Source organism: Zestosphaera sp. (genome assembly GCA_038727705.1).
Classification (GTDB): Archaea; Thermoproteota; Thermoprotei_A; order Sulfolobales; family NBVN01; genus Zestomicrobium.
In genome coordinates, this window is the sequence record JAVYVJ010000001.1 from 656,039 (window position 1) to 679,157 (window position 23,119).

The window sequence follows — 23,119 nt, forward strand, 5'->3', positions numbered from 1 at the left end:
AAGTATCTTTAAAACCTATCTTAACAACCACGGTTTTCCTAACTGAGTTCCTTCAGAAGGACATCCTCAGCCTTAGCACTTTCTCAATCAACACGCTTGGTAAGTCCGGGGCTACGATGCAATTAGGCACCAGCCTGGAAAGTCTGGTCAAAACCTCCAGTTCCCGATATGCTCTGCTCAGATCCTCCAGCCCCACCTCCTCATGCCTGAGGATGGTTAGAGAGGGAGATGTAACGGCGAAGAATACCTCGTGTGATAGAGTCTTAAGTCCTCTCCATATACGTTGCGCTGCCTCAACATCGCTTAAGTCCTCGAAACTCACTATATTTACTACCATGCACGGCGTGGTGCAGGAGTTAGTAACCACTGGGAGCAGCAGCCACGACGCAACCCTGAGTGCTGAGTAAGTTAGGAGGGGTTCCTCAGGCCACTCCACTCTAGATAACGCCTCAAGCAGGTTCCCAATCTTGAGGGTGGTCACCACCTTATCGCTTAACACGAAACCTCTCTCAGTTACCACGAGTAACCTTACGTGGAGACTGTTGTGCAATAGACCTGAGACTAACCTGCAGACGTCGTTTACTAGGTACTCAAGAGCTCTTGACCCGGGATCGAAAAATCTGTCACTCAGTACAAGTGTCACTAACACATCCTTTCTCATCTCCTTCTCGAACTCTTTCACAGCCAGCCTGGAGAGTCTGGCTGTAGCCTTCCAGTCAATTCTCCTGAACTCATCGCCTGGCACGTACTCCCTGATTTCAAGTATGTTTGTGCCTCCTCCTCGAGTCCTTGAAGGTCCGGCACCAACATGTTTGAGTCCGGCCGACACGTACGGTAGGTGAGCAGTCTTAAATGATGGAATAGCACGCACTTCCACGTCTGCATCTAGGGTTATAAAACCATCCGCAAGCCCTCCCAACAACCTGAAGTAGAGCCTCAGCCCGCTTATTCTGTGAGTGCCTACACGCGGACGAGCGTAGAGGCTCAGCCTCAGCCCTGATAAGTTCCTGTCGATATCATATCCTGTTACATTGAGTCCAACATCGCATAGAACCTCAACCCTGGTTATCCTGACTAACTCGAGGTGCTGTGCACTCAGGTTAAGCAGAATGCAGACCTCCTCACCTACAACAGTTCTCACGTAATCCGGATGCTCGAAATCAACTGCGTTAAGCCTACCGAAAGAGCGCACGAGCCCCGAGACGTAGCCAACAAGACTCAAGCCGACTAGGCTAAATATAATAGAGGGATGCGGGGTACCTGACACAATGAGAGCTACGGTGAGAAGCACGGAGGACAGTATTAGGAGGTAGATGCCGCTGTAGCTGAGGTATGTGACGCTGACTCTAACCCTTCCTATGGTCTAGGCACCCCCACATTTCTTAGGACTTCCTCAATTACCTCCCGACTCGACGTTCCCTCAACAATCACCTCCGGCTTGAGAAGTACTCTGTGGCTTAGTGCAGGCACAGCGGCTGCCTTAACATCGTCAGGTATTACGTAGTCTCTGCCATCTGCCAAAGCAAGACATTTGGCCAGGGTGTGTAACATCATTAACCCCCTCGGCGTCACGCCAAGCCTCACATACCTGTGATTATTCAGCGCTTCATAGATCTTCAGCATGTAGTCTAGAACCGAGTCATCAACATGCGCTCTACTTAATTCCCTTCTGCTCTCAAATATCTCCTCAACGCTAACAACGGGTTTGAGACTTTCGAAGACTTCTTCAATCTTGAGAGATCCCCTCTTGAGGAGTTCTATCAAACCATTCCTGCTCAGCGAGTGCATGTCCACCTTTATGAAAAACCTATCGAGCTGTGCCTCAGGCAATGGGAATACACCCTCCAGCTCTACTGGATTCATAGTCGCTACAACAGTGAAGGGTTCCGGCAATCTAACGGTGAAGCCCTCTATGGTGACCTGCCTCTCCTGCATTGCCTCAAGCAGAGCGCTCTGAGTCCTAGGCGACGCCCTGTTGATCTCGTCTGCCAGGACCAGGTTAGCGTTTATAGGTCCAACAACAACCTCGAAGTCCCCCGTCCTCTGGTTAAAGACCTTAGTACCTACAATATCTGCAGGTAATAAGTCAGGAGTTAGCTGAATTCTGCTGAATCTGAGGTTAAGTAACTTAGCGACTGTCTTGGCCGTAAGGGTCTTGGCGATGCCTGGGATACCCTCGATCAGGGCATGACCTCCCGCGATAACGGACAGAACAAGCAACTTAACGTCCCATCTCCTTTCAACTAGGACCTCCTCCGACGCGTTGGCAACCCTGTCCACTATAGACTCAACTTTGTTCAAAACAGCCCCCACAAATACATAACCAACACGGAGGTAATATGAGCTGGCTGTGGGATCAAGAATAGAAACCCCTAACGGCAAACAATACCAGCCCTCTTAACTATCTCTAGGTTTGAGCACATGAATTCTCTTGATCCTGGTTTCTGAGATCCTGTACTTGTCACCTGTAGATCCAGTAGCCTTATGTACGCTCTGCTTTAATTCACCTACAAAGAGTAGTGTTAGCTGGCACCAAGCTTCTCACAGACCTCCTTAAGCACCAACAACACCTTAGACATACTGGACCTTAATGTATTTGCTCAAGAAATGAAATCAAAAAAGCCTGCTTTCTCAAGCCTGCCGAAGCTCCTCGATGTAATGGGCTTGCGCTGTATGAGATTAGGGCAGGCGGAGCGGGCTTCACATCCACCTTCTATTCCTAAACACGAGAGGCTTACCCTGAAGAAATGGGTAGGCTCATCCTTATTTTCCTTGAAGCCCCTATATTCTAGGCGATGGACTTCGGGATAGTGCTCCTCAAGGTTGTCAGGGGTCTAATGGCTTTCCTAGTGTTCTCCCTACTCATAGTTAGTTCCCTCACTGCATACGCCGGGGGAAGACATTCACCAGAGCTTCGAGGTAGGTCTGCTGAGATTCAGGAAGCCCCAGAAGTTCTAACGTCATGGTTGAATAGCATTGGCAGAGAGGACTTAAGTGTGTTGCTAGGGAAGGTCCTGGCTGAAGATAACCGGACGTTAGTTAGCTCAGTGCTTAGAACTGTCCAGGATCTTATGTTCAGCGGTTCCCCTGCGTCATTGTTCGTGGGGGCTAAGCACCTTATAGCTCTTAGACTGCTCAATGGATCTGAGGATCTCTCAATAGGTGTGAAGGATCTAAGTCAGCTACTCTTCTACACAACCCTATATCTAAACAGCACGGGCTACACCACCCTCTCAGGAGTTCTGTTAAAGGTTCTCTCAGGGCTCGTGAGCTATGGCGACCACAGCGACCTCTCCTACTTTATGCTCTACCTGACCAGGGGTGAAACACTGCCTAACGTAAGTGAGGGGTTGAGAAGTAGCTTGAGACTTCAGATCCTTAATTTCCTTGACTACGTTGAGTTAGGCGAGTTCAAGAAGGCGGTAGAACTGGGTGTTAACACGTCACACACGGACTCCCTTGTCATAGGATCCTACATGTACGTCGTGGCCTCGATCTATCTCAAACACGTACCAACAGTCAACCCTGTTACCAGCTCTCAGAGCTCAGACAGTGGGGTTGTATTGCGCGTACTGGAGATTATCGAGCGTATGAACCTAACAACGACGGTCTCGGAGATTCTCAGGAGAATCCCTGCCGAAGAGTTGTGGGCCGTGCTTAACAAACTCAACATTCTCAATAATTTAGAGGGGGTCGACGAGGGTATGCTTGTGGAAGAAATCAACAAATACTTGGTTGAGCGGCACTTTGACGACACTCTCGAGACCGGGCTTCTCCCTAGACCCTGGAGCACCAGTACTACAGTAGTCAGTGTCGAGCCCCTGGTAGAGGGACGAGATTCGACATTCTCCTACAGACTTACTAACGAGTTGAAGACCCTCATGAACTTAGTGGCGTCTAAGACCTCGCTGGAGGCACTACGGAAAAGCTCCATAATCTCGGGGGGCACACCCTCCAAGTCCTCAATGCTAATCGATAGTTCAGCGACTTTCTACGACACCGTATTCATAGTCGTTATCTCATTCACACTAACGTTGGGCGTGGTACCGCTCGCCATAAGGTTCGGCAGAACACGCCGCATACCAGTAACCTCAACGGCATCTATTGAATTCCCGCGGGACGAGAACATGATAAACAGTGTTGCTGTGATGTCTTTCTGGAGAGTTGTTAGCAAACTGACTAGCAGGCTGGAGATGCATGTAGGGAGGCATGAGACGCATAGGGAACTCAAGACTAGGATAGTTGAGAAAGCTGGTCGGGCTATGAACGAAGGATTTACGGAGCTTATGGACATGCTTACCCAATACTATGAGCTGGTCAGGTTCGGCAACATGTGTGAGGATGAGGTGGTGAAGTCTGAGGTTAGACGTATTGAGGAATCGATACTTAAGGAATGAGACAGTACTCAATGTGTTCCTCTTGGCGTCATTTACTATATCGTTAATGGTTTCTGCAAAACTGGGTGACTACACAACGGTCTCGCTTGTGGGGTTAGTTATGTACGCGTATTTAGTTATGTCTGGGCACTTCGTCAGCGCCTCGTTAGTGATGCTAACGTCAATCCCTTTCCAGATATTAATGGTGGGGCGGTACTCACTCTATATATTCATTTACTACTTGCTCCTGCCGACCTCCATAGCCGTGCTCAGAATGGGTAGGTCAGCGCTTCTCCTCCTCCCCGTGCTCATGTCCTCTTCGGTATGCGCATTGACTTCCTACCCAACAGTCGAGACGCCGTTCCTCCACTACGTTTTCCTCTCCGCTACTGCCCTCCTGGTAGGATACTCTCTTAGGGTCTTTGAGGAGTTAATTGCGTATGGACGCACAACGCTCGAGCTAATGAGCGTTGACGTACTCTCGTTCTTCAGGATCAATAAGTTGCTGAAACTCATTGTAGGACTCTACCTCTTTATTGTGACATTCACTCTAACCTTCGTAACTCTGCTGGCGTACGGGCCGAGTGTTGTGCAGTCGGCCTTCATCTCATTCATAGCCGGGTCAGCCGTATTCTTAGTCTGGACTATGTTACGAGACTCTCGTATTAGGTTGGCACTCCTCTTGATTGCTACATCAGTTTTTCTTATCCTTGGCGGCTCCCGCTTGGTGGGGCTGCTTGAGGGGGTCATTAAGTTGGTTGAGGAGGTGATGGGCGTACTTGGTTAGAGTTAAAGTCGAGTCAGCACTCCTCTACCTGAGTCTAGTGATGTTGGTTGTAGCCATCACGTTGGCGCTCATTCAGAGATACGTCGCTTCCGTCATGTCTCTGATCGCTGGACTGACTTTGCTCAATCATCTGAGGGGAGGGTCTTGTGGTGATAGGAGTGAGGGAGCTGGGTAAAGCACTCTTAGCACTCCTTCTGATGGCGTTCATTGCAGAGCCAATACCTGTTGGAGTGGTAGTCAGCGGCGCATCCCCGATCAACACGGGATATGACGGTACCTCCTCGCTGGTTGATGTACTTAAGGATCTAGGCTATGACGTTAGATTGGTTAGATCATGGGGACTCACGTGGCTGACTTCGAGAACGGATACCTGCCGGGTTCTAATCGTTGTATCCCCTGAAAGACCCTTCACATCCGAAGAAGCCACTATCATATCAGGCCTTGTCCGCGAGGGTGCCCACCTCATCATAGCGGATGAGTACATCCACAGTAACGTGTTGCTTGAATCTCTGAGACTTGAGTCCAGGATATCTGGGGAGTACGTCAACTTCAACGGTTCTTACATCTTTCCGGCTAAGGTCAACTTAAGCAGGTTCGACGCAGTCATATACTTTGCATATGCCTCCAGCGTGCGACGCAGCAGAGGTGATGTGATAGTAATGTCGAGAGGTAATGTGGTGTTGGGGGTGAGGATCGATGTTGGCAAGAGTGTGGTCTACGTGCTGAGTGATGGGTCAATCTTCACGAACGCTGCCCTTACCGACACCTCCCCTAATAACCCCTATGTCCAGCTGGTAAGCGCGCTTCTTACCGATCTCTGTCCCTCAGGAACAGTCTACATAGAATCCTCAAAGTATGGCCTCAGACCCCTCACAATCTCCGAAGTGTTGAGCACTGGTAACCTGAGCTACATCGCCGCGGCGCTCACGAATCCCTTCAGATACGCATTAATAGCGACTCAGAGTGTAGATCCAACAATCACGGCCATCTTCGTGCTGATTGCTTTAACGATAGTATCAGCCACCTTCCTCGATCAGGTCCTTCCTCTGAAGGGAATTGCTTGGATCCCTTCTGAGTTGTATGAGGATCTCAGAAGGAGGCATGTTACAACGACGTTGAAGGGATTGATATGCGTTGAAGGTGCTACTAAGGGGGTGCAGAGAGTCTGTAAAGGTGACAGGGTTAGATTGGGTCTTGATGATGTAGACTGGATCATCGCGAGAGCTTCGTCGGGATAACTCTTTAATATTCCGAGTAACGCTACATTAATTAGGCCTTGGGAGTGGTTAGAGGAGAACTATGTAGCATCTGTAGGGGCTCCAGATATCTCTGCGGGTTGACGTATTGCCCGCTTCTAGTCAGATTCTACAGCAAGATTAACGTAAGGCAAGTCGAGTTGAGCGAGATCCTTCAGGGCACTTCACCGCCTTCAGTGTTTGTTGGCAGGATTGGCTACCCGAGGGTCAGTGTGGGACCCTCAATACCTCCTCAGGTCGGTGACACTTCCGAGTATGAATTACCTGAGGCTTGGATAGGTAGGCCTCTCGAGGATATACTGATTAAGAGGCTCTCAATGGTGGTTGGAGTCACTCAAGTCAGGGTTAGGGACGTTGGTACGGGTTTTGTCCCTAAGTTGCAGGAGTTAGCTCTATCAGAAAGGCCCGTAGACGCCGAGATGCTCCTTGACAAAAAGTATCTGAGGAGACCTCTCTTTGGTGAGGAGTTGCCGCCCGTAGGTCCTAGGGTCATGCTGAAGAACGTTAGGGTGGTGAGCAACCCGTATTTCGGCAGGTCTGTTGAGAAGGTGTATGGGGACACAGATCTTAAGGCTGTTGACGCGGTTCTTCTGCTATACAGGGACGGGCTTCCAATCTCAAGAATACAGAGGATCTTCTCGATTGGTGCTTTAGGCAGACATGAGAATAGGAGGTTGGTCCCTACTAGGTGGTCAATAACCGCCGTGGACGATATGGTCTCAAAGTTCCTTGTGAGGAGGGTGAGGAACTTACCTGAGTTGGGTGAGGTGTTGGTTCACGTAAGACAGTACATGCAGAACCTATTCATAGCCGTGTTGTTGCCGGGCGTATGGAGTTATGAATGGATTGAAGCGTGGTTCCCTGGAAGTACTTGGAACCCCTCTGGAAGTACCGTCTCGGTGGGAGGTGACCACGAAGGTCCTATGGGTAAGACGGAGTACGCCCTGACGGGGGGTTGCTACTACGCCGCCAGGTTGGCTGCGGCGGAACACCTCCTACACAGACTTGGAAGGCAAGCTACTGTGGTCCTTTACAGAGAGATTTACGAAGGCTTCAACATACCTATCGGTGTGTGGTTCGTCAGGGAAAACGTAAGGAGACTCTTTGAAAGTGTGCCAAAGAAATTCAGCAGTCTTGAGGAGGCGCTGAAGAGCTTAAGCGGTTTAACTAGAGTGCGTGTCGAGGAGATAGTTAGGAACTCGCACATACTAAGAACCTATGGTAAGGTGAGAACCCTTGACACTTACTGGGGGAAGCAGTGTTGAGGGCAACGTCAAGTACGTCAACATCCGCGCGTCTTCAGCACTCAGTAGATCCGGACTACCCGGTCTTGACTACGCCCTCAACCCCTATGTGGGTTGCTATCATAAATGTGCTTACTGCTACGCCAGAAGCTACTGTAGGTATGAGGAGCCAAGGAAGCGTTGGGGCGACGTTATCTACGTTAAGGAGAATTTAGTGGAACTCCTGAGGAGTGAGGTTAGGAGGGTTCGGCCCGGCATCGTTGGACTCTCGACTATCACAGACCCCTATCAACCGATTGAGGCTGTTACAAGGCTCTCGAGAAGGTGTATGGAGATTCTCCTGAAGGCAGGCTTCAGAGTCTCCATACAGACTAAGTCATCGTTAGCGCTGAGAGATCTGGATCTACTTGCAGGCGCATCAAAACTTGTTGATGTTGGCTTCACGATAACCTCACTTGATGACACTCTGGTAAGAAAAGTCGAGACTAGAGCGCCGCCACCCAGCGCTAGGGTTAAGGCACTGAGAGAGATCTCGGAAGTTGGTGTTAGAACTTGGGTCTTCCTAGGTCCCATAATACCAGGGTTGAATGATGACTTAAGTCAGTTAGAAGGCGTCATCAGTATAGCTGGGGAAACTAACTCCGTACTATACTACGATTGGCTTAGATTCAAGGGCGAGTTGAGAGAGTTCTTCAACTCCTTAGGACTTGAACCTGCTCAGTACCTCAGGAGTAGTGCGCAGTTAGGGTGGCGCAAAACTGTGGAGGACAAAATCCTGAGGATGTGTAGGGAAAGGAATGTCTTGTGTGAGCCTGCCTTCACTGAATATTCACTCCAGCAGTGAGAGCGCTTAGAGCTGGGATCCTCGTCGCCATCATGAGATCCTACAGATCGGCTGGACCCTCCAGAAGCTCCTTAGTCAAACGCAGGACATTGTCATATGTCGGATTCCTCCTGACCTTGCCTGCTACACCGCGTAGCTTGGGCCGGTCTCTAAGCACTAGCTTCAGCACCTTATTCAACAGTCTACGACCATCGGAGTTGAGCACGTTATTCTTGTCGAAGAAGGCATCTCTATCCTCCAGCAGTTTGAGAAGGAGATTCCTCGCTTCTGAATTCATGGAGGACTAGCTCCTGGAGGCTATGAGTGTTGAGGTCTTGTGAACTCCGTTAACTCTTCTCAACATGGTTACGAACTTATCTATGTCCTTCAGGTCTCTACCTTCAACGGTCACCACTAGATCGTACTCTCCAAAGACCACATCAACGCTTACCTTTACATCTTTGCTCATTTTTACTAGCTCATCAGCTATGTCGTATTCAAGTCCTAGGCTCGTGACTACGAGGATGTACGCTTTAACACCGCTCATCTTCAACACCTAAGAAAAGAAGGCTAACTCCCTAATAACGTTTAGCACTGGCCGAGCCGCTGGATGCGTTTTTAGTTACTGTTACTCTAAGCTAACTTATTACTATCCATAGAGCAGGACCTACAGGCCCGTATGAGATTAAAAACAGCCTACCTTGTGAAGGAACATGAGGAATATGCGTAGATCACTTTGCTTAGGGAGATATCCCCGCAGTTACTCTAAAACGGTGGAGGAGGATCTTACTGGCAAAGCTTATTAGATATGACGGGCAAATGTTGCTAGGTGTGTGTTAGTGGCTAGGGTAGTATTCACGTTTAAACCGTATTCAACGGTCTTCGAGATTCTGGAGAGGGAGGGTGTGGACTACGTGTATTTCGAGGGTCGCATGCCACCTAAGGAGTGGTTTGAGGAAAACCTAAAGGATGCTGAGGTAATTATAGCGCCCGCATGGCAACCACTTAACGCAGAGTTAATGAATCTCGCTCCGAATCTTAGGCTTATCCTAATTCACGGATCAGGAGTTGATAAAGTGGATGTGCACGAGGCAAGCAGAAGGGGTGTGTGCGTAGCTAACGCGCCTGATATGATAGCGCAGGCAGTCGCTGAACACGCTCTAGCATTAACGCTGGCGGTGATGAAAAATGTGGTCAGAGGCGATGCATGCATCAGGTCGAGCTGCTGGGATCCTGAGACCCAAAGATACTTGACCACGAGACTCTTGAGGGGTAAGAGAGTAGGGGTGATTGGATTAGGGAGGGTAGGCTCTGAGGTAGCTAAACTTTTCAACGCGCTTGGTGCGGAGGTTATCTACTGGAGCAGGTCGAGAAAGATTGAAGTGGAACACGCCCTCGACCTAAAGTACATTGAGTTTGAGGAACTCCTAAAAACGTCGGACGTTGTGGTGATAGCCATAGCGCTGACTCCGGAGACCAAGGGACTCTTAAGCCATAGAGAACTCTCGATGCTCAAGCCTGGCGCTGTGCTCATCAACGTTTCAAGAGGTCCTATAGTGGATGAGGAGGCGCTCGTAAAAGCCCTCAGTGAGGGTAGGATCTACGCTGGACTAGACGTCTACGCTGTAGAGCCTCTTCCAAAAGATTCAGAGTTGGTAAAGCTGGAGAACACGGTCTTAACACCGCATATAGCGGGCTTCGCCCACGAAGCGCTCAGAGGGACCAGCGAATTCGTTACTAGAGAGGCAGTGCGCTTCATCAAGGAGGGTGGATTGCCGTACACGACCCTCAACAGGGAGGGCTGCATTAAATAGCTAATTTAAGCGGAGGTACAGGCATTGTGTTGAGCACGCAGTCACTGAACGCTTAACTCACTTAGAGTGAGTTAAATATTTATATGCATTCGTAGCAAGTCTACTTAACGATGGGGTGCCATGAGTAGAGGTCTCATAGCGATGTTAATCGCGGTTATTGCTACCGCTATCTCCTGGCCGCTGATTGTTTACTGCCTGTACTCAGTCCCTCCTGAAACTGCTGAGGCAATCATGAGTGTTAACAGTGTGCCAGTTCCCGGCAGACCGCCTGGCTTCGTGAGTGGAGTTGGGGGCTTCGTGACACTTAGGGAGGTTGGTTTCAGGGCGAGGGGCCCACTTAGACTCATGAATCATTATATGGGATTGATACAACAGGATAGGGATGACGGTGTTATGCTAGCTTTATTCATGCCAAGGTACGTGTCCACTGACACGTGGACCGAGGTTAGTGGTGAGGACTTGGCTAAGCTTGCCAGCAACGGTAGTGCCGTTGTTTTGAAAGGAGATGTTTTTGCCTCACCTAGAGGATTTGTGCTTGTCGTGGTGGAGGTAACTGTTGGGGATAGGATCTTCACAGTGGCCCCCAAACGTTAGGTGAGTTCCGAGGAGCTGACGGTTTATGGATCTCTACTCAACAGTCCTTGCACTTCTTGAAGTGGTCGGCGCCGTGGCCTTCGCATACTTGAGTACGTTGTTTCTCAGGATCTACGTCAGGCTCAAGTCCGACGAGCTCCTTGCATACACGACATCCTTCATACTGCTCACCCTCAGTCAGGTATGCAGTCTGCTTTCAACCATCGTTTCAGAAGGCCGACTTGCGGCTACGTTGTACGTCGCAACATCTTCACTGGCTATGGCGGGGTTTATGGTGATGCTTTTCCCACGCAGGTCCAGCAGGTTTTACATGTTAGTGCCATTGCTAGTAACGACGCCAGACATGCTCGCTGGATTGGTGTCTACGATCCTTGTGATAAGGAGTGTGCGTGGTAGGACCAGGTCTTTCCTAACGATTCTATCACTCTCCTACTATGTTAGGGGATTAAGCATAGTTCTGAGTTCTGCTCAGGGCTCCCTTCTGGGACTACTGGTCTCAGAGACCTTAAGGGCTTTCGCTGCAATCCTCATGTCGCTACACCATATGATGCAGGTACTGACCCATGAGCAGGAAGAGAAGTAAGCTGGAGGTAGTGTTCGACGTGCTCGATGCCCTGAGCAAAGAAGCAGTTAACCCTACGAGGTTAGCAACGCTTGCAAATATGCCGTACGACAGGTTGAGGAAGTTGCTTAACGAACTAATAGAGAGAGGTTTAGTCATGCTTGAGGATCATGGAAGGTCGCAGACTGTAGTCCTAACTCTCCAGGGCTATCAGCTTCACGAGGAGCTGAAGAGGATTAAGAAGATACTGGAGGACTACGGGATGCTGGATTAACTGCTTGGGCGGGTGATGAGAGGACCACGGTCCCTGGGGTCTTCGTTGCTTCATGTTTTGATCTCCTCACGTTATGGAGGTATAGCACCACATACGCGGCCGCAAGCACGGGAGTTAGGTATTCATATGGGGTTAAGTTGGTTATGCCCAACACTACCAGCAAAGCCCTCTGAGCTAACCCTATATGGGTACCGTGCCACCCCACTATGCCGGCGCTCAGCATGAGTATGGAGAGGAGCGTGTTTGCTATTCCGTAGGTCATTCTGTAGGCAACGTAGAGGTTCAGACCGCTTGCAGGAAGGATTAGGAGCACAGGATCTAGAGTGAATATATAGGGTACTAGGTAGCCTGCTAAGGCGTACTTAGTTGCGTTGAGGGCGGTCTTCCAGAACTCCGACTTAGCCAAGAGCGAGCCAGCATATGATGCTAGGGCTACAGGAGGAGTTAGATCTGCAAGGATTCCGAAGTAGAAGACAAACATGTGTGCGACGAGCTTAGCCATCTCAAACTCCACACCTGTTATCGAGGCTATAGCTCTCGCCATAGGGATCCCTACGATTGTTGAGGTTATTATATAGTTGGCTGTTGTGGGAACTCCCATACCCAGCACGAGGCTAATCATCATAGCCGTTACCATCAACACGAATATGTTTCCACCGGAGATCTCCACTAGCTGGTAGCCTATGGTGGTCGCCCATCCTGTCATCGTAAGGACACCTTGAATTAACCCGGCACATGATGCCGCAAAGAAGACGGTTATGGTGCTCCTTAGGCTCGAGTCGAACGCCTTGACGAGCGCAAGTGACATCTCCCTGCTTTCCCTGATCGTGTACCCGATTATTACCGCCACGAAGACCGAAAGAACACCGGCGAAGAACACAGCGGCGCTCACAGGCAATCCGAGGATGTAAGAGGTTGCTCCAACCAGAGCGATTGCGCCAGTTACTAATAACTTGGGAACCGGCCCTATCCCCCTCTGGTAGATCCAGGCAGACATGATTGCCGCCCCGATGGCTCCGAGAGCACTGTACTGAGGTTCAAGCCCTGAAAGTAATAGGTAAGTGACAACGGGTATGGGGCTGAGGAGGTAGGCACTCCTCACCAGCTCTCTGAAATTCGGCAGTAACTCTCTTGAGACGGGTCTCACACCCAACTTCTTAGTCACTCTATCGATGAAGACGTAGACTGAAGTGAAGTAAAGGATCGCCGGTATAGCTGCAGCTATGATTATGTCCTTATAGGGTCTACCTAGGAACTGCGCCATGACAAACGCAGCGGCCCCCATTATCGGGGGCATGAGCTGACCTCCGGTCGAGGCCGCGGGCTCCACCGCCCCCGCTACCTCAGGCGGGTAGCCAGCTCTCTTCATGAGGGGTATAGTGAAGGTCCCAGTAGTCAGGACGTTGGCTACGGAGCTTCCCGAGACTGTGCCCATGAGAGCACTCGCCACAACAGCGGTCTTCGCGGGGCCGCCCCACCTCTGCCCCACGAGGGACATGACGAACTTTGTTATGTAGTCCCCAATTCCTACCTTCTCAAGTATTGAACCAAAGAACACGAAGGCGAACACGTAGGAGACCATCACATAGAGAGGTATTGAGAAAATTCCTTCCCTCGCATAAAACATATGATTGACGAATCGCCTCAGGTTGAAGCCCTCGTAGCTGATGCCGAAAAGCATTATAACGAGGGCTATAGTGGGTAACGCCACTCCGAGGGATCTTCTGGAAGCCTCCAAGAGGAGGGCTATAGCCATGAACGGGATTAAGATGTTAAGCAAAGTCGCCTCCACGTATCCGTACTGAACAACCATCGGATACACTATCACCAGGTAGAACATTGAAGCGAAACCCATGACGCCAAGGACGTAGTCGTATAGAGGTACCTTCTCTATTCCAGTCTTTTTCCTTATAGGGTATATTATGAAAGCCACTAACAGGAGTATGCCTAACAGGAAGGCCATACTCTGCTGTATGTCGGGAGCGTAAAGGAGAGGTCTAAAGTCAAGACCCAGATTCCTCAGTATTGTATACAGGGAAAAGTTGAGGCCCATGACAAACAGAAGCTCATACACCGCAAACAGAATTCCCATAATCAGAATCATCTTAGCAATTGGTCCAGACTTGGCTCTCTCAACGGTCAGTGCTTCAGCCATGCTGAGACACCTAAACCAATGGTCACTAGGATAGTATCACGCAATATAATTTAAACCTTTAACACTACCTAGCACGGCCTGCAGGAGGAGAGCGACCGGTGGCACTCGCACACAGGCTTTAATCTCTACAGTCCCGTTGCACGTAACCCTTCTACCATTAACAGTTAGTGTAGGATCTACTCTATGTCTCATGCTCACCATCACTACCGGCCCTAAGGATATGTCCTCAGCCGTATACCCCCCGTCAGAGCCAACAATCTGAACCGGCAAGTCGTTCGGTGTTGAAGGTAACCCGGCCCCGTGTCCCGGCCACACGAGCTTGACGAGCCTAACCTCACACCCGACTACCTCGTAGGTTTCGACAACCTTCATCAACTCTACACTGTGCAAGTACTCCAAAGCTACCGTAACTTTTACATTGGGTTGGATTAAGTACACTGTGTTATCCATCACTACCTCAGTCACTTGGATTATTGGAAGGCTGAGGAGCGTTACTCCAAAAAACAAGGTTGCGAGCAAAAAGACGAGCTTACTTTTACCCACCATCTGATTCACGTTTATGGTCTCAGCTCTGAGGGTATGGTGATGCCCTTCTCCTGGAAGTACTTAGCAGCTCCCGGATGTAGCTTTATTGGTACTCCATTCAACGCTGTCTCGAGTTTTATATCCTGAGCTCTTGAATGGGCCTGCCTTAACTCGTCTATGCGTTCATACATCACTTTCAGTATTGTGTAGGCGACGTCGTCAGGCACGTCGGAGCTTATGGCGAGCATGGCCATTACTGCCGCTGTTTTCACATCCTTCTCCATGCCGGTGTAGGTACCCTTCGGCACAGTATATGGTACGAAGAAGAGGTAACCCTGCTGTTTCAGCGTGTTGAAGAGGGCGTCAGGCACCTCCACTAGATTGACGGGAGTTGTCGCAGCCAGCTCCATTATTGCTGAGGTAGGTATACCGGCTACTACGAAGCCCGCGTCAACCTGGCCAAGTTTGAGGGCCTGGGCTGCTTGTGTGAAGTCTAGGTTCTGGACCGTTATTTTATCCCAGACTCCTGCAGCTTTAAGTATTATCTCGGCCTCAACCGCTGTTCCGCTACCTGCGGCACCGACAGCGACCCTCTTTCCAGCGAGATCAGTGATGGATTTGATCCCACTGTCAGCCCTGACCACAATCTGGATGATCTCTGGGTAGAGGGCTGCGAGACCCCTTATCTTATCTACCTTGCTACCCTCAAACATGTAGAGACCGTTGAGAGCGTAGTAGGCTATGTCGTTCTGTATGAAGACCAGGTTAGCATCACCCGTTCCTAAAGCCCTCGCGTTGGCTACCGACGCGCCACTCGAGGACGCTGAGGCCGTGATCTTGTCGCCCGCGTACTTGTTAAGCAGGTCGGCCAGCTTGACACCAATAGGATAATAGACTCCCCCTGTGCCCCCGGTGTAAATTGTGACCTTATACGGCGCCTTAGGCATGAAGGCATAGTAAGCAAGTAAACCTACGACCATGAGAACTACCACTGCTATGGCTACAATGAGGGTCTTCGAAACTCCCTTCATAACGACACCTACAAAATAGTAGTTGTACACGACTTAATAAACCTTCTTAATAGGAGATGTAAGAGTCCTTAACATGGCTTTGAAGTATTATCTTCTCAACACTATGAGGAACTCCCGCATCCTGTCTCCACAGGCTCGGTTTCCTCGAAGCACTCACCACATACCTACATCCAGGCGGACTACAAATCACCTAAGAATATCAACAAACCCTCATAAACCTCCCAAAACCCCTCGAAAAGTCCTGATGAGCAAGGAAGGCATGGCCGTTGAGGAGAAGATGATCCGATGTAAAATGTATAATCACGTTGTTTTTATGAATGAAGCTATGGGTAATTCTTTACTGGGAAATTGTCAGTATCTTGTTCAATACGTTCAGGTAGACTTCACCCATTTTTCGAGCTCCTCTATGCTCAGGTACTCGTCAGCCACGTGGCCATGCCTAACCCGCCAGGTCTATACGTTACCGCCCTAGGACCTCCTCAGTAGCGCTCCTGACGGGATTGACGATCCTTGGCTCAGGATTCATTAATGCGGGATTGAGTTTGTTAGTTGTCATAACCTTCACCCTCACTTCAGGATATTCTGAAGCAATCATATCCACAAACCCTCTGAATTTCTTTTCAACATCCTCAAGTCTCTCCTCAGGTGTGACCCTCCTATCGATAGAGGACGCGTAGTAAGCTGGAACCATGTCCGTCTTAGCACCTCCCTGAATATTTTGTTGTTACTCACAACGGAATTAAAGGGGTCTGTGCTCCACCCGTTGTCGGGCGGGATGATGGTCGGTATGGATATCACGTCCTTGAGACCACAGATACTCCAGCCCAGATTACGTCTGACTGCGTAATCTGAGAACATGTGTCATCACCTCAATGTAAACGACTCAACTCTTATTAACGTTTTTGGAGAGAAGGTCCGCGGATTCGTCTTGACGACTTGAATCGATTGCCCGCTGTGCTATCAGGCTGAGAACTTCCTCAACATCCTCGAGAGTTACCCCGTAGAACCTCACCTCCTTCCCTCTCAGCAGTTCCAGAATCTTCTCCACCACCTTACTCACAGGAGTCTCCATTTTAGTGAGTTCTTGCAGAACCTCCTCAAATCCCTCTGCTGGGTCGGCAAAGAAGTCCCCCGTCAGTACTGCACCCTTCACTAAACTTCCCTGGATTTTGAGACACGCCTTAATGACTTTTCCGCCGGGACGCTTTACTTCAGCACACGCTATTCTCACTTCATCCAAGACGAGAGCACCTCTTCCTGCTGCGGACTTGGTTTCGAGATCTCCTTAAGTGCTTCATACTCCTCCTCATTGAGGAGGTCTCTGAGTTCCTCTACGTACGCCAGATTCCACTCAAGTCTGGAGTACCTGCTCCTGTAGAGATCTAGGGCCTTCACCAACTCCTCCCGTCCTACATCGCTCTGCTTGATCCTCAACCTCATTCTCCTTGCAAGGACCTCTAGGATTGCATCGATAACCTCCTCAGGACTAACTGCTCTTCCGAGAGCCTCACTAACAGTGACCACCCTCTTAACCCTGCTCCCAGTGAATCTCTTGTCGGAGAGCTTAACCTCGGATACTTTGAGAACCCTCCAGAGTACGGATATGTCACTCGAGAGGAGCATGGCCCCATGAACGAAGATTCTGTCATGCGATCTGTGAGCCGCCATACCGGAGACCTTCAGTCCGCCGACCTCAATATCATTCAGTGGTCTGTAGTAAGCGTCCTTAACCCCCAGATCTTTCAGAGCCTCCGCCACTGCCTCACCGACAAGTCTGAATGCCTCCTCGACGTCGAGACTGTAGCCCGGCAGAGCCAACGCGTAATTCAAATTGCCCAAATCATGGTATACAGCACCGCCCCCCGTGAACCTCCTCACAAGCCTAACGCCAAGACCCAAAGCCTCCACCGCGTTAACCTCAAGAACAGGTGACTGAAACCTCCCTATAATCACTACCCTATCATTACGCCAGAAACGTATGGTGGGTTCTCGTGCTACGGAATAGAATCCTTCTTCAAACGCTAGGTTGAAGAATTGATTTCCAGGCCACTCAGCAGTGAAGGTCCTTAAGACATCCATTCCCAGTACCCTAAATCAATAGATGAATCAGGTTGATTAAAGCTATACACATAACCGGGCATACTGCAACTAGAATGCCCAACCCTGAAGTTCAAGCGGGTCGGCTGACAGTAACTCTGATCTCACTCCTGCACTGAGTAAGAGGTTCACTGTAGGCTATGAGCCTCCTCTAATGGCTGGTGCGCATTATTAGCGCCCCCGTTAACCCCATTGTTGCTGTGAGGATTGAAGCCGCTGTTAATCCGTGTACATCATACATGTAGCCTACTGGTGATGTTAGCGTGTACGCCGCATATATGAATGATCCTGCCAAACCCATTGCCAGACTCCTCTGCTCTGGTTTTGCTGCGCTGATGGGTATTGAGAACATCGTTACTAAGATTGGCGCTATCCCGGCCCCTAGTGCCGCTACTATCACGGTCGTCACAGGCCCTGGCGGTGTGTAGGTGAAGGCTAGTGTGGCTATAGACGTCAGTGTAGTCCCGACTATGAAAAGAGATTTATGTCCGTCCTTAAGCATCTTGTCGGCGATCTGACCGCTAAGTATCTGTGATACTATGCACCCTGCATTGAGGACGGTGCCGAGTAGTGACGCCTCCATGTACCCATATCCTTTAGCCATGCACCACTTAACTACATAGGTTGAATACACGCTCCAGAGACCTACACCAAAAAATATAGCGATGCACGTCTTTAGGAAGGTGTGGTTCTTAAGCGGCTCTAACACCTCATGCCACGATAACTTGCTTGGAGGATCCAAGGGGTAAGGTGGTCGCCTCCTCAGTATGACAAGGATGGGAACTACCATAAGGAGGGAGGCAAACATGAATACGGTGTAAGCCTGCCTCCACCCCCAGTTACTGATCATCCAAGCCGAGAGCGGGATCTCCCACACAAGCCCTAAAGTCATGGAGGACGCCCAGAAACCCATTGCAGTGCCTAGCTCACCTCTACTAAACCACTCGGAGATTGTGACGGGAGCGACTGTGGCTATAGTGCCGGATCCGAAACCCATGATGAATCTGCTTAATAGAACGCTCAGAAAGTCGGGGGCTGATGAGGACAGAGCCCAGCCGGCGACGGAGATCAAGACCCCTACAGCAAGTGCGGACCTGGTACCAAGCCTCATCGCGATAGCACCGGCAGGAATTGATACAATAACCCTTGACACAGCCCAAACAGAGGTGATCAAGCCGGCGACAGCCGAGCTGATTCCGAAGACCGTCATTAAGATGGGAACTGAGGGGGAGGCTACGGCAAGCTGGGAAGCGACGACAAGCATGTTCGTCAGAACGCACAAAGCCAACACAACCCATCTAAAGCGATCTCTCAACCGTCAACCACCCTAGCCGAAAACTATGAACTGAGGAACATTATAAGACAAGAATTGCGCCTTAAGTGGAACTTAATATCGCGAGTCACGTGCTAAACCCAAGTTTTCCGAACATAACCTTATGTAATTCAAGGTCTTAGCTTTCCTAACAACGTGGAGCTCAAGGTCAGACAATAAGCCTCAGCATCACCACACTCACTATGAAAATCACTGACCATTCAATGAGAGATCTTCTGAATATCCTTGAGCCATCCAATGGGGGCAGTGGAAGTATGTTGAAGAAAGCGAGCCAAGCGTTTATCCTCGCTACGTAGTAGATTAGCTCACGTGCCACAAACGCCTCAACAGGTACCACAGTGAGTAATAACCACGCCCCAACACCTAAGGCTATGTTCATCAGCGGGCCTGCCTCAGCTATCCTCAGCTCGGTATGCGGATCTACACGACCCCAGTACGCATATATGATGACAGCACCGGGGGCCGCAAACAAGATAGGAATTCTTACAGCTATGTTCAGGAGAGCGATGGCCAGAGTTATCATAAGTCCTAAGTACCAGGCCCTGTACCTGGCGACGAGGTCGTATGCCTTAGCTACTTCCCTATGAGCCAGCTCATGGAACAAGAACGCAGTCCCCACGCCAACGGAGGAGTAGAGAAGACTAATATACAGTAGTCTGAGATCATGTTGCATAACGAGAGCGAATGAGAAGGTGAGGACGGCCCACGAAACAATTAAATCGAATACCTCACTGCCCCAGTACACGCCCCTACCACGGTAAATATGCGGGGTCATCGACATCACTACAAGAATAGGGATGAAGTCATTATAAGTGTTAAAGCACGGAGGTTCGAGTTGCTGAGATGTGTACCTACTCAAACTCTATGGTCGCTGGAGGCTTGTCAGTGATATCGTAGAGTACTCTCGCCACCTCAGGCACCTCCGACAATATCCTGTCCCTTACTCTCTCGAGCCTCCCCCATTCAAGCCTTAGGTATTTGGCGGTCAGAGCGTCTTGCGACTCAACCACCCTCAACGCTACGATGTATCCGTATTTCCTCATACCCTCAGGGCTAACCCCAGTAGCCCTTCCCTCCAATAGGACTGGGAAGGCCTGGAAGCACTCGATATCCCTCAGCTCCTCCTCGACTATTGCTGTGGCTTTCTTTATTATCGAGAGTTTCTCTCTTGTAACCTCACCCAGGATCCTCACTGAGAGGCCGGGACCGGGGAATGGTCTGCGCCTCACTATCTCGTCAGGCAATCCTAAAGCCTTAGCCACGAGCCTGACCTGACTCTTGTAGAGATCCTTGATTGGCTCGAGAACTCTGAAGCCATAGCTCGTGAGCGGGTTTATGCCAACTTGCTCGAGAACGTTATGCTGAGTCTTAACACCTCCTTTCGTCTCCACAATATCAGCAGCTATAGTACCCTGCAATACGATGTTGACCCTGTACTCCTTAGCGATTCTTGAGAAGACCTTGTAGAACGTATCACGGAAGCGTTTCCTCTTCTCCTCAGCATCCCTAACACCGCTTAAAGCCCCTATGAACTCCTCCGACACGTCGAACACTCGTACCTCCAGTCCGAGGTCTTTGAACACACTCTTGACTCTCTCTGCCTCACCCAACCTCATGAATCCATCCTCTAGAAAGACTGCTTTTAACCTGTTGCCGATAGCTCTGAAACCCAGCACAGCAGTCACGGAACTGTCCACACCGCCGGAGAGGGCTACTATAGCCTCCTCTCCTCCTATCTCCCTTCTAAGCCACTCAACCTTCTCCGCTATGAAAGACTCAGGACTTAAGTTACTCGGCACATGACACACCAAACAACAAGGACGAGGATCCAAATAAATCTTTTAATGTTAATGCAGGAGGAGGTTAATGTGAAACGACCCCTCCCTTCAGAAGTCCCCGAGAGGCAAAAAATAAGTGAACTTTGAACTAAATAAGTAAATAAGGGGGGCGTCATCCGAAAACCAGTCATGGCATTTGTTTGCTGACCTTGTTTTTAGCAAGCTCCACAGCTAATTTAATCGCTTCGTAGGAGGCAGTCTCGTCTGCAGTGCCTTTACCCGCCTTACCCCACACGGTGCCGTGATCCGGGGATACCCTGATTATAGGGAGACCCAACGTTACGTTGACCCCCTCCATGAAGCCCACCATCTTCACCGCTATGTGTCCCTGATCATGATACATTGCCACCACGGCGTCGAACTCCTTGTTGTAATACGCCCTATAGAACACGGTGTCCGGTGGATAGGGTCCTAACACGTTGAGACCTTTACTCTTAGCCTCTTCTACAGCTGGTATTATCTCTTTAATTTCCTCGTCGCCGAATAACCCACCCTCGCCTGAATGTGGGTTCAATCCTGCCACAGCAAGCCTGGGTTCTAGTATATTAAAGTAGTTCCTGAGATACTCGTAAGTCAACTCTATGGTCTTCAGAATCCGTTCCTTTCTCACAGAATCCGGGACCTTCCTCAGAGGAATATGAGTTGTTACGTGAACAGCTCTCAGGTGCCTCGCGGCCAACATCATCCTGACCTCCCTCGCCCTGGTCAGCTCTGCCAACAGCTCCGTGTGACCAGGGTAGTTGTGGCCGGCCATGTTGAGGCTTTCCTTGCTTATAGGCATTGTCACGATAGCGTCCACTAGACCTCTTAACGCTAGGTCAACTGACTTCACTATATAGTCGTACGAGGCCCTCCCGCCCATGACAGAGGGCTTGCCGTACACAAGCCTGCTTAAGTCAACGTTATCCAGGTCATACACCCCAATCACGTTAGGCTCGTCAGGAAGCATAGTTGGGTCGTCAACCTTGAACATGCTTAGGTTTCTAAACCCGACAATACTCAAAGCTTTCAGAAGCACCTTATGGCTGCCTATGATGACGTACTTAGCGATGTCGTAGTCAGCCTTACGCAATGCCTTCAAGGTCAGCTCAGGACCTGAACCAGCCGGATCACCCATGGTGATTCCTATTATCACCTTACGATGTGACATGACGTGACTCACCCTTGACTCTAGCAACTATACGTATTATGGTTGAGTCTTTACCGAAACCCCCTGCCTTGGTTACTATGTAGAGATCTCCAGACCTCAGGAGGGGGACGCCTGGCTCGACCTCACCTACTATTTCTAGCGAGTCAACGTTCATGTTCTTCATCAATGACATGGCAGTGTCGCCTCCCGTTACGAAAACACCGCTGAAGGCTTTCGTGCCGAATTCCCTCACTATGCCAGATGCGATTCTGCCGAGGCCCTCAGCTATTCTAGCGCCGAGCTCGGAGGAGGAGAGTCCCATCTCAGAAGCGGCTGCCTTCCCCTCGTTAACCTGAGTTGAATCATATGAAGTCGTCACCACGACGTCTATTCCCATCTTTAAAGCTTCCGCTACCTGACTCATAGTCCTGGAATGCTCCTCCTCGAAATTCGCGAGTAAGCTCTTAATACTTAGTTTGACAAGTTTGCAGCTGAACTTCCCAATGAAGCTGGCTAACTGTCTTCTGGTAACGTCGTTAAGTGATCCCACGACGAGTAATGTAGGTTTTCCAGCAGGACTTCCAACTATCACATTATAAGCCAACGTCTCTGAGAGGCCAGCTGAGCCGACCCACAGGACTCTTCCATTAAACTCCATCAGAGACTCTACTATGGACTTCAGGTCGTTTTCGTTCTCTACGTCGAAGGAAATCACTTTATAAGCGTACAACCTGCTCCTGAACTCACCGGATCTGAGGTCCTCTAGAAAGACATGAGTGTATAACTTCTCGAAGGCATTGCTGAAGAACGAAGGTATGTAGGAGCTCTTAACCGGAGTTCTGGGGTCTCTGCCAAAGAATGTCTGGTCCACTGGAATCCCATTCACCAGATGCACACCCCTTATTGTGGTCCTGCCTTGCTTCGGGTATGCTGGTGCAAAAATCACTAGGTCAGGCTGTACAGAGTCGAAGAGTCCTCTAATCTCTTCAGTCACGTTACCTCTCAGTGTGGAGTCGATTTTCTTATATAGTAGAATATCATCGTAGTGCTTGATCCTAAGCCCAACTTCATACAACTTTCTATAGGCTTCTGAAGCCTCGTCGGACCTGCTCTCTGTGTTGATGGCTACGACGCTGCACTCACGTAAGTACTTAGCAATCAGGTTTGGATTTAATGTGGAGATTGTTCTAAACCCTAGCTTTGAGAACTGTGCGGCGGTGTCGTTAGCTCCGGTGAAGTCGTCAGCGATTATCAGGACCGACCTGAAAACCTTCATTAAAA

General features: G+C 49.9%; 25 protein-coding genes. 10 read left to right on the top strand and 15 right to left on the bottom strand.

Annotated features, from left to right (window positions below; translation table 11 throughout):
- Positions 1 to 52: 52 nt before the first annotated feature.
- Both QW772_03600 and QW772_03605 read right to left on the bottom strand, forming a co-directional pair.
- Positions 53 to 1,222 carry a DUF58 domain-containing protein gene (locus QW772_03600; protein ID MEM0037988.1) on the bottom strand — a complete coding sequence of 390 codons (1,170 nt, stop codon included), beginning with the start codon at positions 1,220 to 1,222 and terminating at the stop codon, positions 53 to 55.
- Between the two features lie 134 nt (positions 1,223 to 1,356).
- Positions 1,357 to 2,301 (bottom strand): MoxR family ATPase, encoded by a 945-nt coding sequence (locus QW772_03605; protein ID MEM0037989.1) that lies wholly within the window; start codon positions 2,299 to 2,301, stop codon positions 1,357 to 1,359.
- A 494-nt stretch (positions 2,302 to 2,795) separates the two neighbouring features.
- On the opposite strand from QW772_03605, the gene QW772_03610 reads away from it, so the two are divergent.
- From QW772_03610 to QW772_03635, 6 genes are read left to right on the top strand one after another with little or no spacing between them, the layout of a single operon-like run.
- A complete protein-coding gene (locus tag QW772_03610) occupies positions 2,796 to 4,397 on the top strand; it encodes a hypothetical protein (GenBank protein MEM0037990.1) in 1,602 nt (533 codons plus the stop codon).
- On the top strand, positions 4,372 to 5,163 hold the full coding sequence (locus QW772_03615) for a hypothetical protein (protein ID MEM0037991.1): 792 nt from the start codon (positions 4,372 to 4,374) through the stop codon (positions 5,161 to 5,163). The genes QW772_03610 and QW772_03615 overlap by 26 nt, the downstream gene beginning before the upstream one ends.
- Positions 5,156 to 5,338, top strand: a complete 183-nt coding sequence (locus QW772_03620) for a hypothetical protein (GenBank protein ID MEM0037992.1) — start codon at positions 5,156 to 5,158, stop codon at positions 5,336 to 5,338. The genes QW772_03615 and QW772_03620 overlap by 8 nt, the downstream gene beginning before the upstream one ends.
- Positions 5,310 to 6,401 (top strand): DUF4350 domain-containing protein, encoded by a 1,092-nt coding sequence (locus QW772_03625; protein MEM0037993.1) that lies wholly within the window; start codon positions 5,310 to 5,312, stop codon positions 6,399 to 6,401. The genes QW772_03620 and QW772_03625 overlap by 29 nt, the downstream gene beginning before the upstream one ends.
- Positions 6,402 to 6,445: 44 nt before the next feature.
- Positions 6,446 to 7,684, top strand: coding sequence for an Nre family DNA repair protein (locus tag QW772_03630; GenBank protein ID MEM0037994.1), 1,239 nt, complete (start codon positions 6,446 to 6,448; stop codon positions 7,682 to 7,684).
- On the top strand, positions 7,656 to 8,507 hold the full coding sequence (locus tag QW772_03635; GenBank protein MEM0037995.1) for a radical SAM protein: 852 nt from the start codon (positions 7,656 to 7,658) through the stop codon (positions 8,505 to 8,507). Before QW772_03630 ends, QW772_03635 begins: the two co-directional genes overlap by 29 nt.
- 40 nt (positions 8,508 to 8,547) lie before the next feature.
- Here the strand turns inward: QW772_03635 and QW772_03640 are convergent, their stop codons facing one another.
- A complete protein-coding gene (locus QW772_03640; GenBank protein MEM0037996.1) occupies positions 8,548 to 8,784 on the bottom strand; it encodes a hypothetical protein in 237 nt (78 codons plus the stop codon).
- Positions 8,785 to 8,790: 6 nt separating this feature from the next.
- Entirely contained in the window at positions 8,791 to 9,033 is a 243-nt protein-coding gene (locus tag QW772_03645) for an Lrp/AsnC ligand binding domain-containing protein (GenBank protein ID MEM0037997.1), read from the bottom strand.
- A gap of 292 nt (positions 9,034 to 9,325) precedes the next feature.
- On the opposite strand from QW772_03645, the gene QW772_03650 reads away from it, so the two are divergent.
- From QW772_03650 to QW772_03665, 4 genes are all read left to right on the top strand, one after another.
- On the top strand, positions 9,326 to 10,300 hold the full coding sequence (locus QW772_03650) for an NAD(P)-dependent oxidoreductase (GenBank protein MEM0037998.1): 975 nt from the start codon (positions 9,326 to 9,328) through the stop codon (positions 10,298 to 10,300).
- Between the two features lie 120 nt (positions 10,301 to 10,420).
- Entirely contained in the window at positions 10,421 to 10,894 is a 474-nt protein-coding gene (locus QW772_03655) for a hypothetical protein (GenBank protein MEM0037999.1), read from the top strand.
- Between the two features lie 25 nt (positions 10,895 to 10,919).
- The gene (locus QW772_03660; protein ID MEM0038000.1) at positions 10,920 to 11,477 is read left to right on the top strand and encodes a hypothetical protein; all 558 of its coding nucleotides are present in this window, start codon (positions 10,920 to 10,922) and stop codon (positions 11,475 to 11,477) included.
- Positions 11,458 to 11,730, top strand: coding sequence for a winged helix-turn-helix domain-containing protein (locus tag QW772_03665; protein ID MEM0038001.1), 273 nt, complete (start codon positions 11,458 to 11,460; stop codon positions 11,728 to 11,730). Before QW772_03660 ends, QW772_03665 begins: the two co-directional genes overlap by 20 nt.
- On the opposite strand, the gene QW772_03670 is transcribed toward QW772_03665, so the two are convergent.
- From QW772_03670 to QW772_03720, 11 genes are all read right to left on the bottom strand, one after another.
- Positions 11,693 to 13,885 carry a TRAP transporter fused permease subunit gene (locus QW772_03670; GenBank protein ID MEM0038002.1) on the bottom strand — a complete coding sequence of 731 codons (2,193 nt, stop codon included), beginning with the start codon at positions 13,883 to 13,885 and terminating at the stop codon, positions 11,693 to 11,695. The two genes, QW772_03665 and QW772_03670, sit on opposite strands and share 38 nt — an antisense overlap.
- A gap of 36 nt (positions 13,886 to 13,921) precedes the next feature.
- Positions 13,922 to 14,431 carry a DUF1850 domain-containing protein gene (locus tag QW772_03675; protein MEM0038003.1) on the bottom strand — a complete coding sequence of 170 codons (510 nt, stop codon included), beginning with the start codon at positions 14,429 to 14,431 and terminating at the stop codon, positions 13,922 to 13,924.
- An 11-nt stretch (positions 14,432 to 14,442) separates the two neighbouring features.
- Positions 14,443 to 15,441 carry a TAXI family TRAP transporter solute-binding subunit gene (locus QW772_03680; protein MEM0038004.1) on the bottom strand — a complete coding sequence of 333 codons (999 nt, stop codon included), beginning with the start codon at positions 15,439 to 15,441 and terminating at the stop codon, positions 14,443 to 14,445.
- A gap of 460 nt (positions 15,442 to 15,901) precedes the next feature.
- The gene (locus tag QW772_03685; GenBank protein MEM0038005.1) at positions 15,902 to 16,156 is read right to left on the bottom strand and encodes a hypothetical protein; all 255 of its coding nucleotides are present in this window, start codon (positions 16,154 to 16,156) and stop codon (positions 15,902 to 15,904) included.
- Positions 16,157 to 16,324: 168 nt separating this feature from the next.
- Positions 16,325 to 16,681, bottom strand: coding sequence for a hypothetical protein (locus QW772_03690; protein ID MEM0038006.1), 357 nt, complete (start codon positions 16,679 to 16,681; stop codon positions 16,325 to 16,327).
- On the bottom strand, positions 16,669 to 17,520 hold the full coding sequence (locus QW772_03695) for a biotin/lipoate A/B protein ligase family protein (GenBank protein ID MEM0038007.1): 852 nt from the start codon (positions 17,518 to 17,520) through the stop codon (positions 16,669 to 16,671). Before QW772_03695 ends, QW772_03690 begins: the two co-directional genes overlap by 13 nt.
- 169 nt (positions 17,521 to 17,689) lie before the next feature.
- Positions 17,690 to 18,826: an MFS transporter gene (locus tag QW772_03700; GenBank protein ID MEM0038008.1), complete on the bottom strand. Its 1,137-nt coding sequence runs from the start codon at positions 18,824 to 18,826 to the stop codon at positions 17,690 to 17,692.
- Between the two features lie 193 nt (positions 18,827 to 19,019).
- On the bottom strand, positions 19,020 to 19,652 hold the full coding sequence (locus QW772_03705) for a hypothetical protein (protein ID MEM0038009.1): 633 nt from the start codon (positions 19,650 to 19,652) through the stop codon (positions 19,020 to 19,022).
- Positions 19,653 to 19,722: 70 nt separating this feature from the next.
- Entirely contained in the window at positions 19,723 to 20,679 is a 957-nt protein-coding gene (guaA, locus tag QW772_03710; protein MEM0038010.1) for a glutamine-hydrolyzing GMP synthase, read from the bottom strand.
- A 157-nt stretch (positions 20,680 to 20,836) separates the two neighbouring features.
- Positions 20,837 to 21,871 carry a 4-hydroxythreonine-4-phosphate dehydrogenase PdxA gene (gene pdxA, locus QW772_03715; protein MEM0038011.1) on the bottom strand — a complete coding sequence of 345 codons (1,035 nt, stop codon included), beginning with the start codon at positions 21,869 to 21,871 and terminating at the stop codon, positions 20,837 to 20,839.
- Positions 21,846 to 23,114 (bottom strand): four-carbon acid sugar kinase family protein, encoded by a 1,269-nt coding sequence (locus tag QW772_03720; GenBank protein ID MEM0038012.1) that lies wholly within the window; start codon positions 23,112 to 23,114, stop codon positions 21,846 to 21,848. The genes pdxA and QW772_03720 overlap by 26 nt, the downstream gene beginning before the upstream one ends.
- Positions 23,115 to 23,119: the final 5 nt, after the last annotated feature.

What these genes read in the sequence shown, in the direction of transcription:
- QW772_03610 (MEM0037990.1), top strand. Translation starts at nt 2,796, where the DNA reads ATGGACTTCGGGATAGTGCTCCTCAAGGTTGTCAGGGGTCTAATGGCT.
- QW772_03640 (MEM0037996.1), bottom strand. Translation starts at nt 8,784, where the DNA reads ATGAATTCAGAAGCGAGGAATCTCCTTCTCAAACTGCTGGAGGATAGA.
- QW772_03645 (MEM0037997.1), bottom strand. Translation starts at nt 9,033, where the DNA reads ATGAGCGGTGTTAAAGCGTACATCCTCGTAGTCACGAGCCTAGGACTT.
- QW772_03655 (MEM0037999.1), top strand. Translation starts at nt 10,421, where the DNA reads ATGAGTAGAGGTCTCATAGCGATGTTAATCGCGGTTATTGCTACCGCT.
- QW772_03660 (MEM0038000.1), top strand. Translation starts at nt 10,920, where the DNA reads ATGGATCTCTACTCAACAGTCCTTGCACTTCTTGAAGTGGTCGGCGCC.
- QW772_03665 (MEM0038001.1), top strand. Translation starts at nt 11,458, where the DNA reads ATGAGCAGGAAGAGAAGTAAGCTGGAGGTAGTGTTCGACGTGCTCGAT.
- QW772_03670 (MEM0038002.1), bottom strand. Translation starts at nt 13,885, where the DNA reads ATGGCTGAAGCACTGACCGTTGAGAGAGCCAAGTCTGGACCAATTGCT.
- QW772_03675 (MEM0038003.1), bottom strand. Translation starts at nt 14,431, where the DNA reads ATGGTGGGTAAAAGTAAGCTCGTCTTTTTGCTCGCAACCTTGTTTTTT.
- QW772_03680 (MEM0038004.1), bottom strand. Translation starts at nt 15,441, where the DNA reads ATGAAGGGAGTTTCGAAGACCCTCATTGTAGCCATAGCAGTGGTAGTT.
- QW772_03695 (MEM0038007.1), bottom strand. Translation starts at nt 17,520, where the DNA reads ATGGATGTCTTAAGGACCTTCACTGCTGAGTGGCCTGGAAATCAATTC.
- QW772_03705 (MEM0038009.1), bottom strand. Translation starts at nt 19,652, where the DNA reads ATGTCGATGACCCCGCATATTTACCGTGGTAGGGGCGTGTACTGGGGC.
- QW772_03720 (MEM0038012.1), bottom strand. Translation starts at nt 23,114, where the DNA reads ATGAAGGTTTTCAGGTCGGTCCTGATAATCGCTGACGACTTCACCGGA.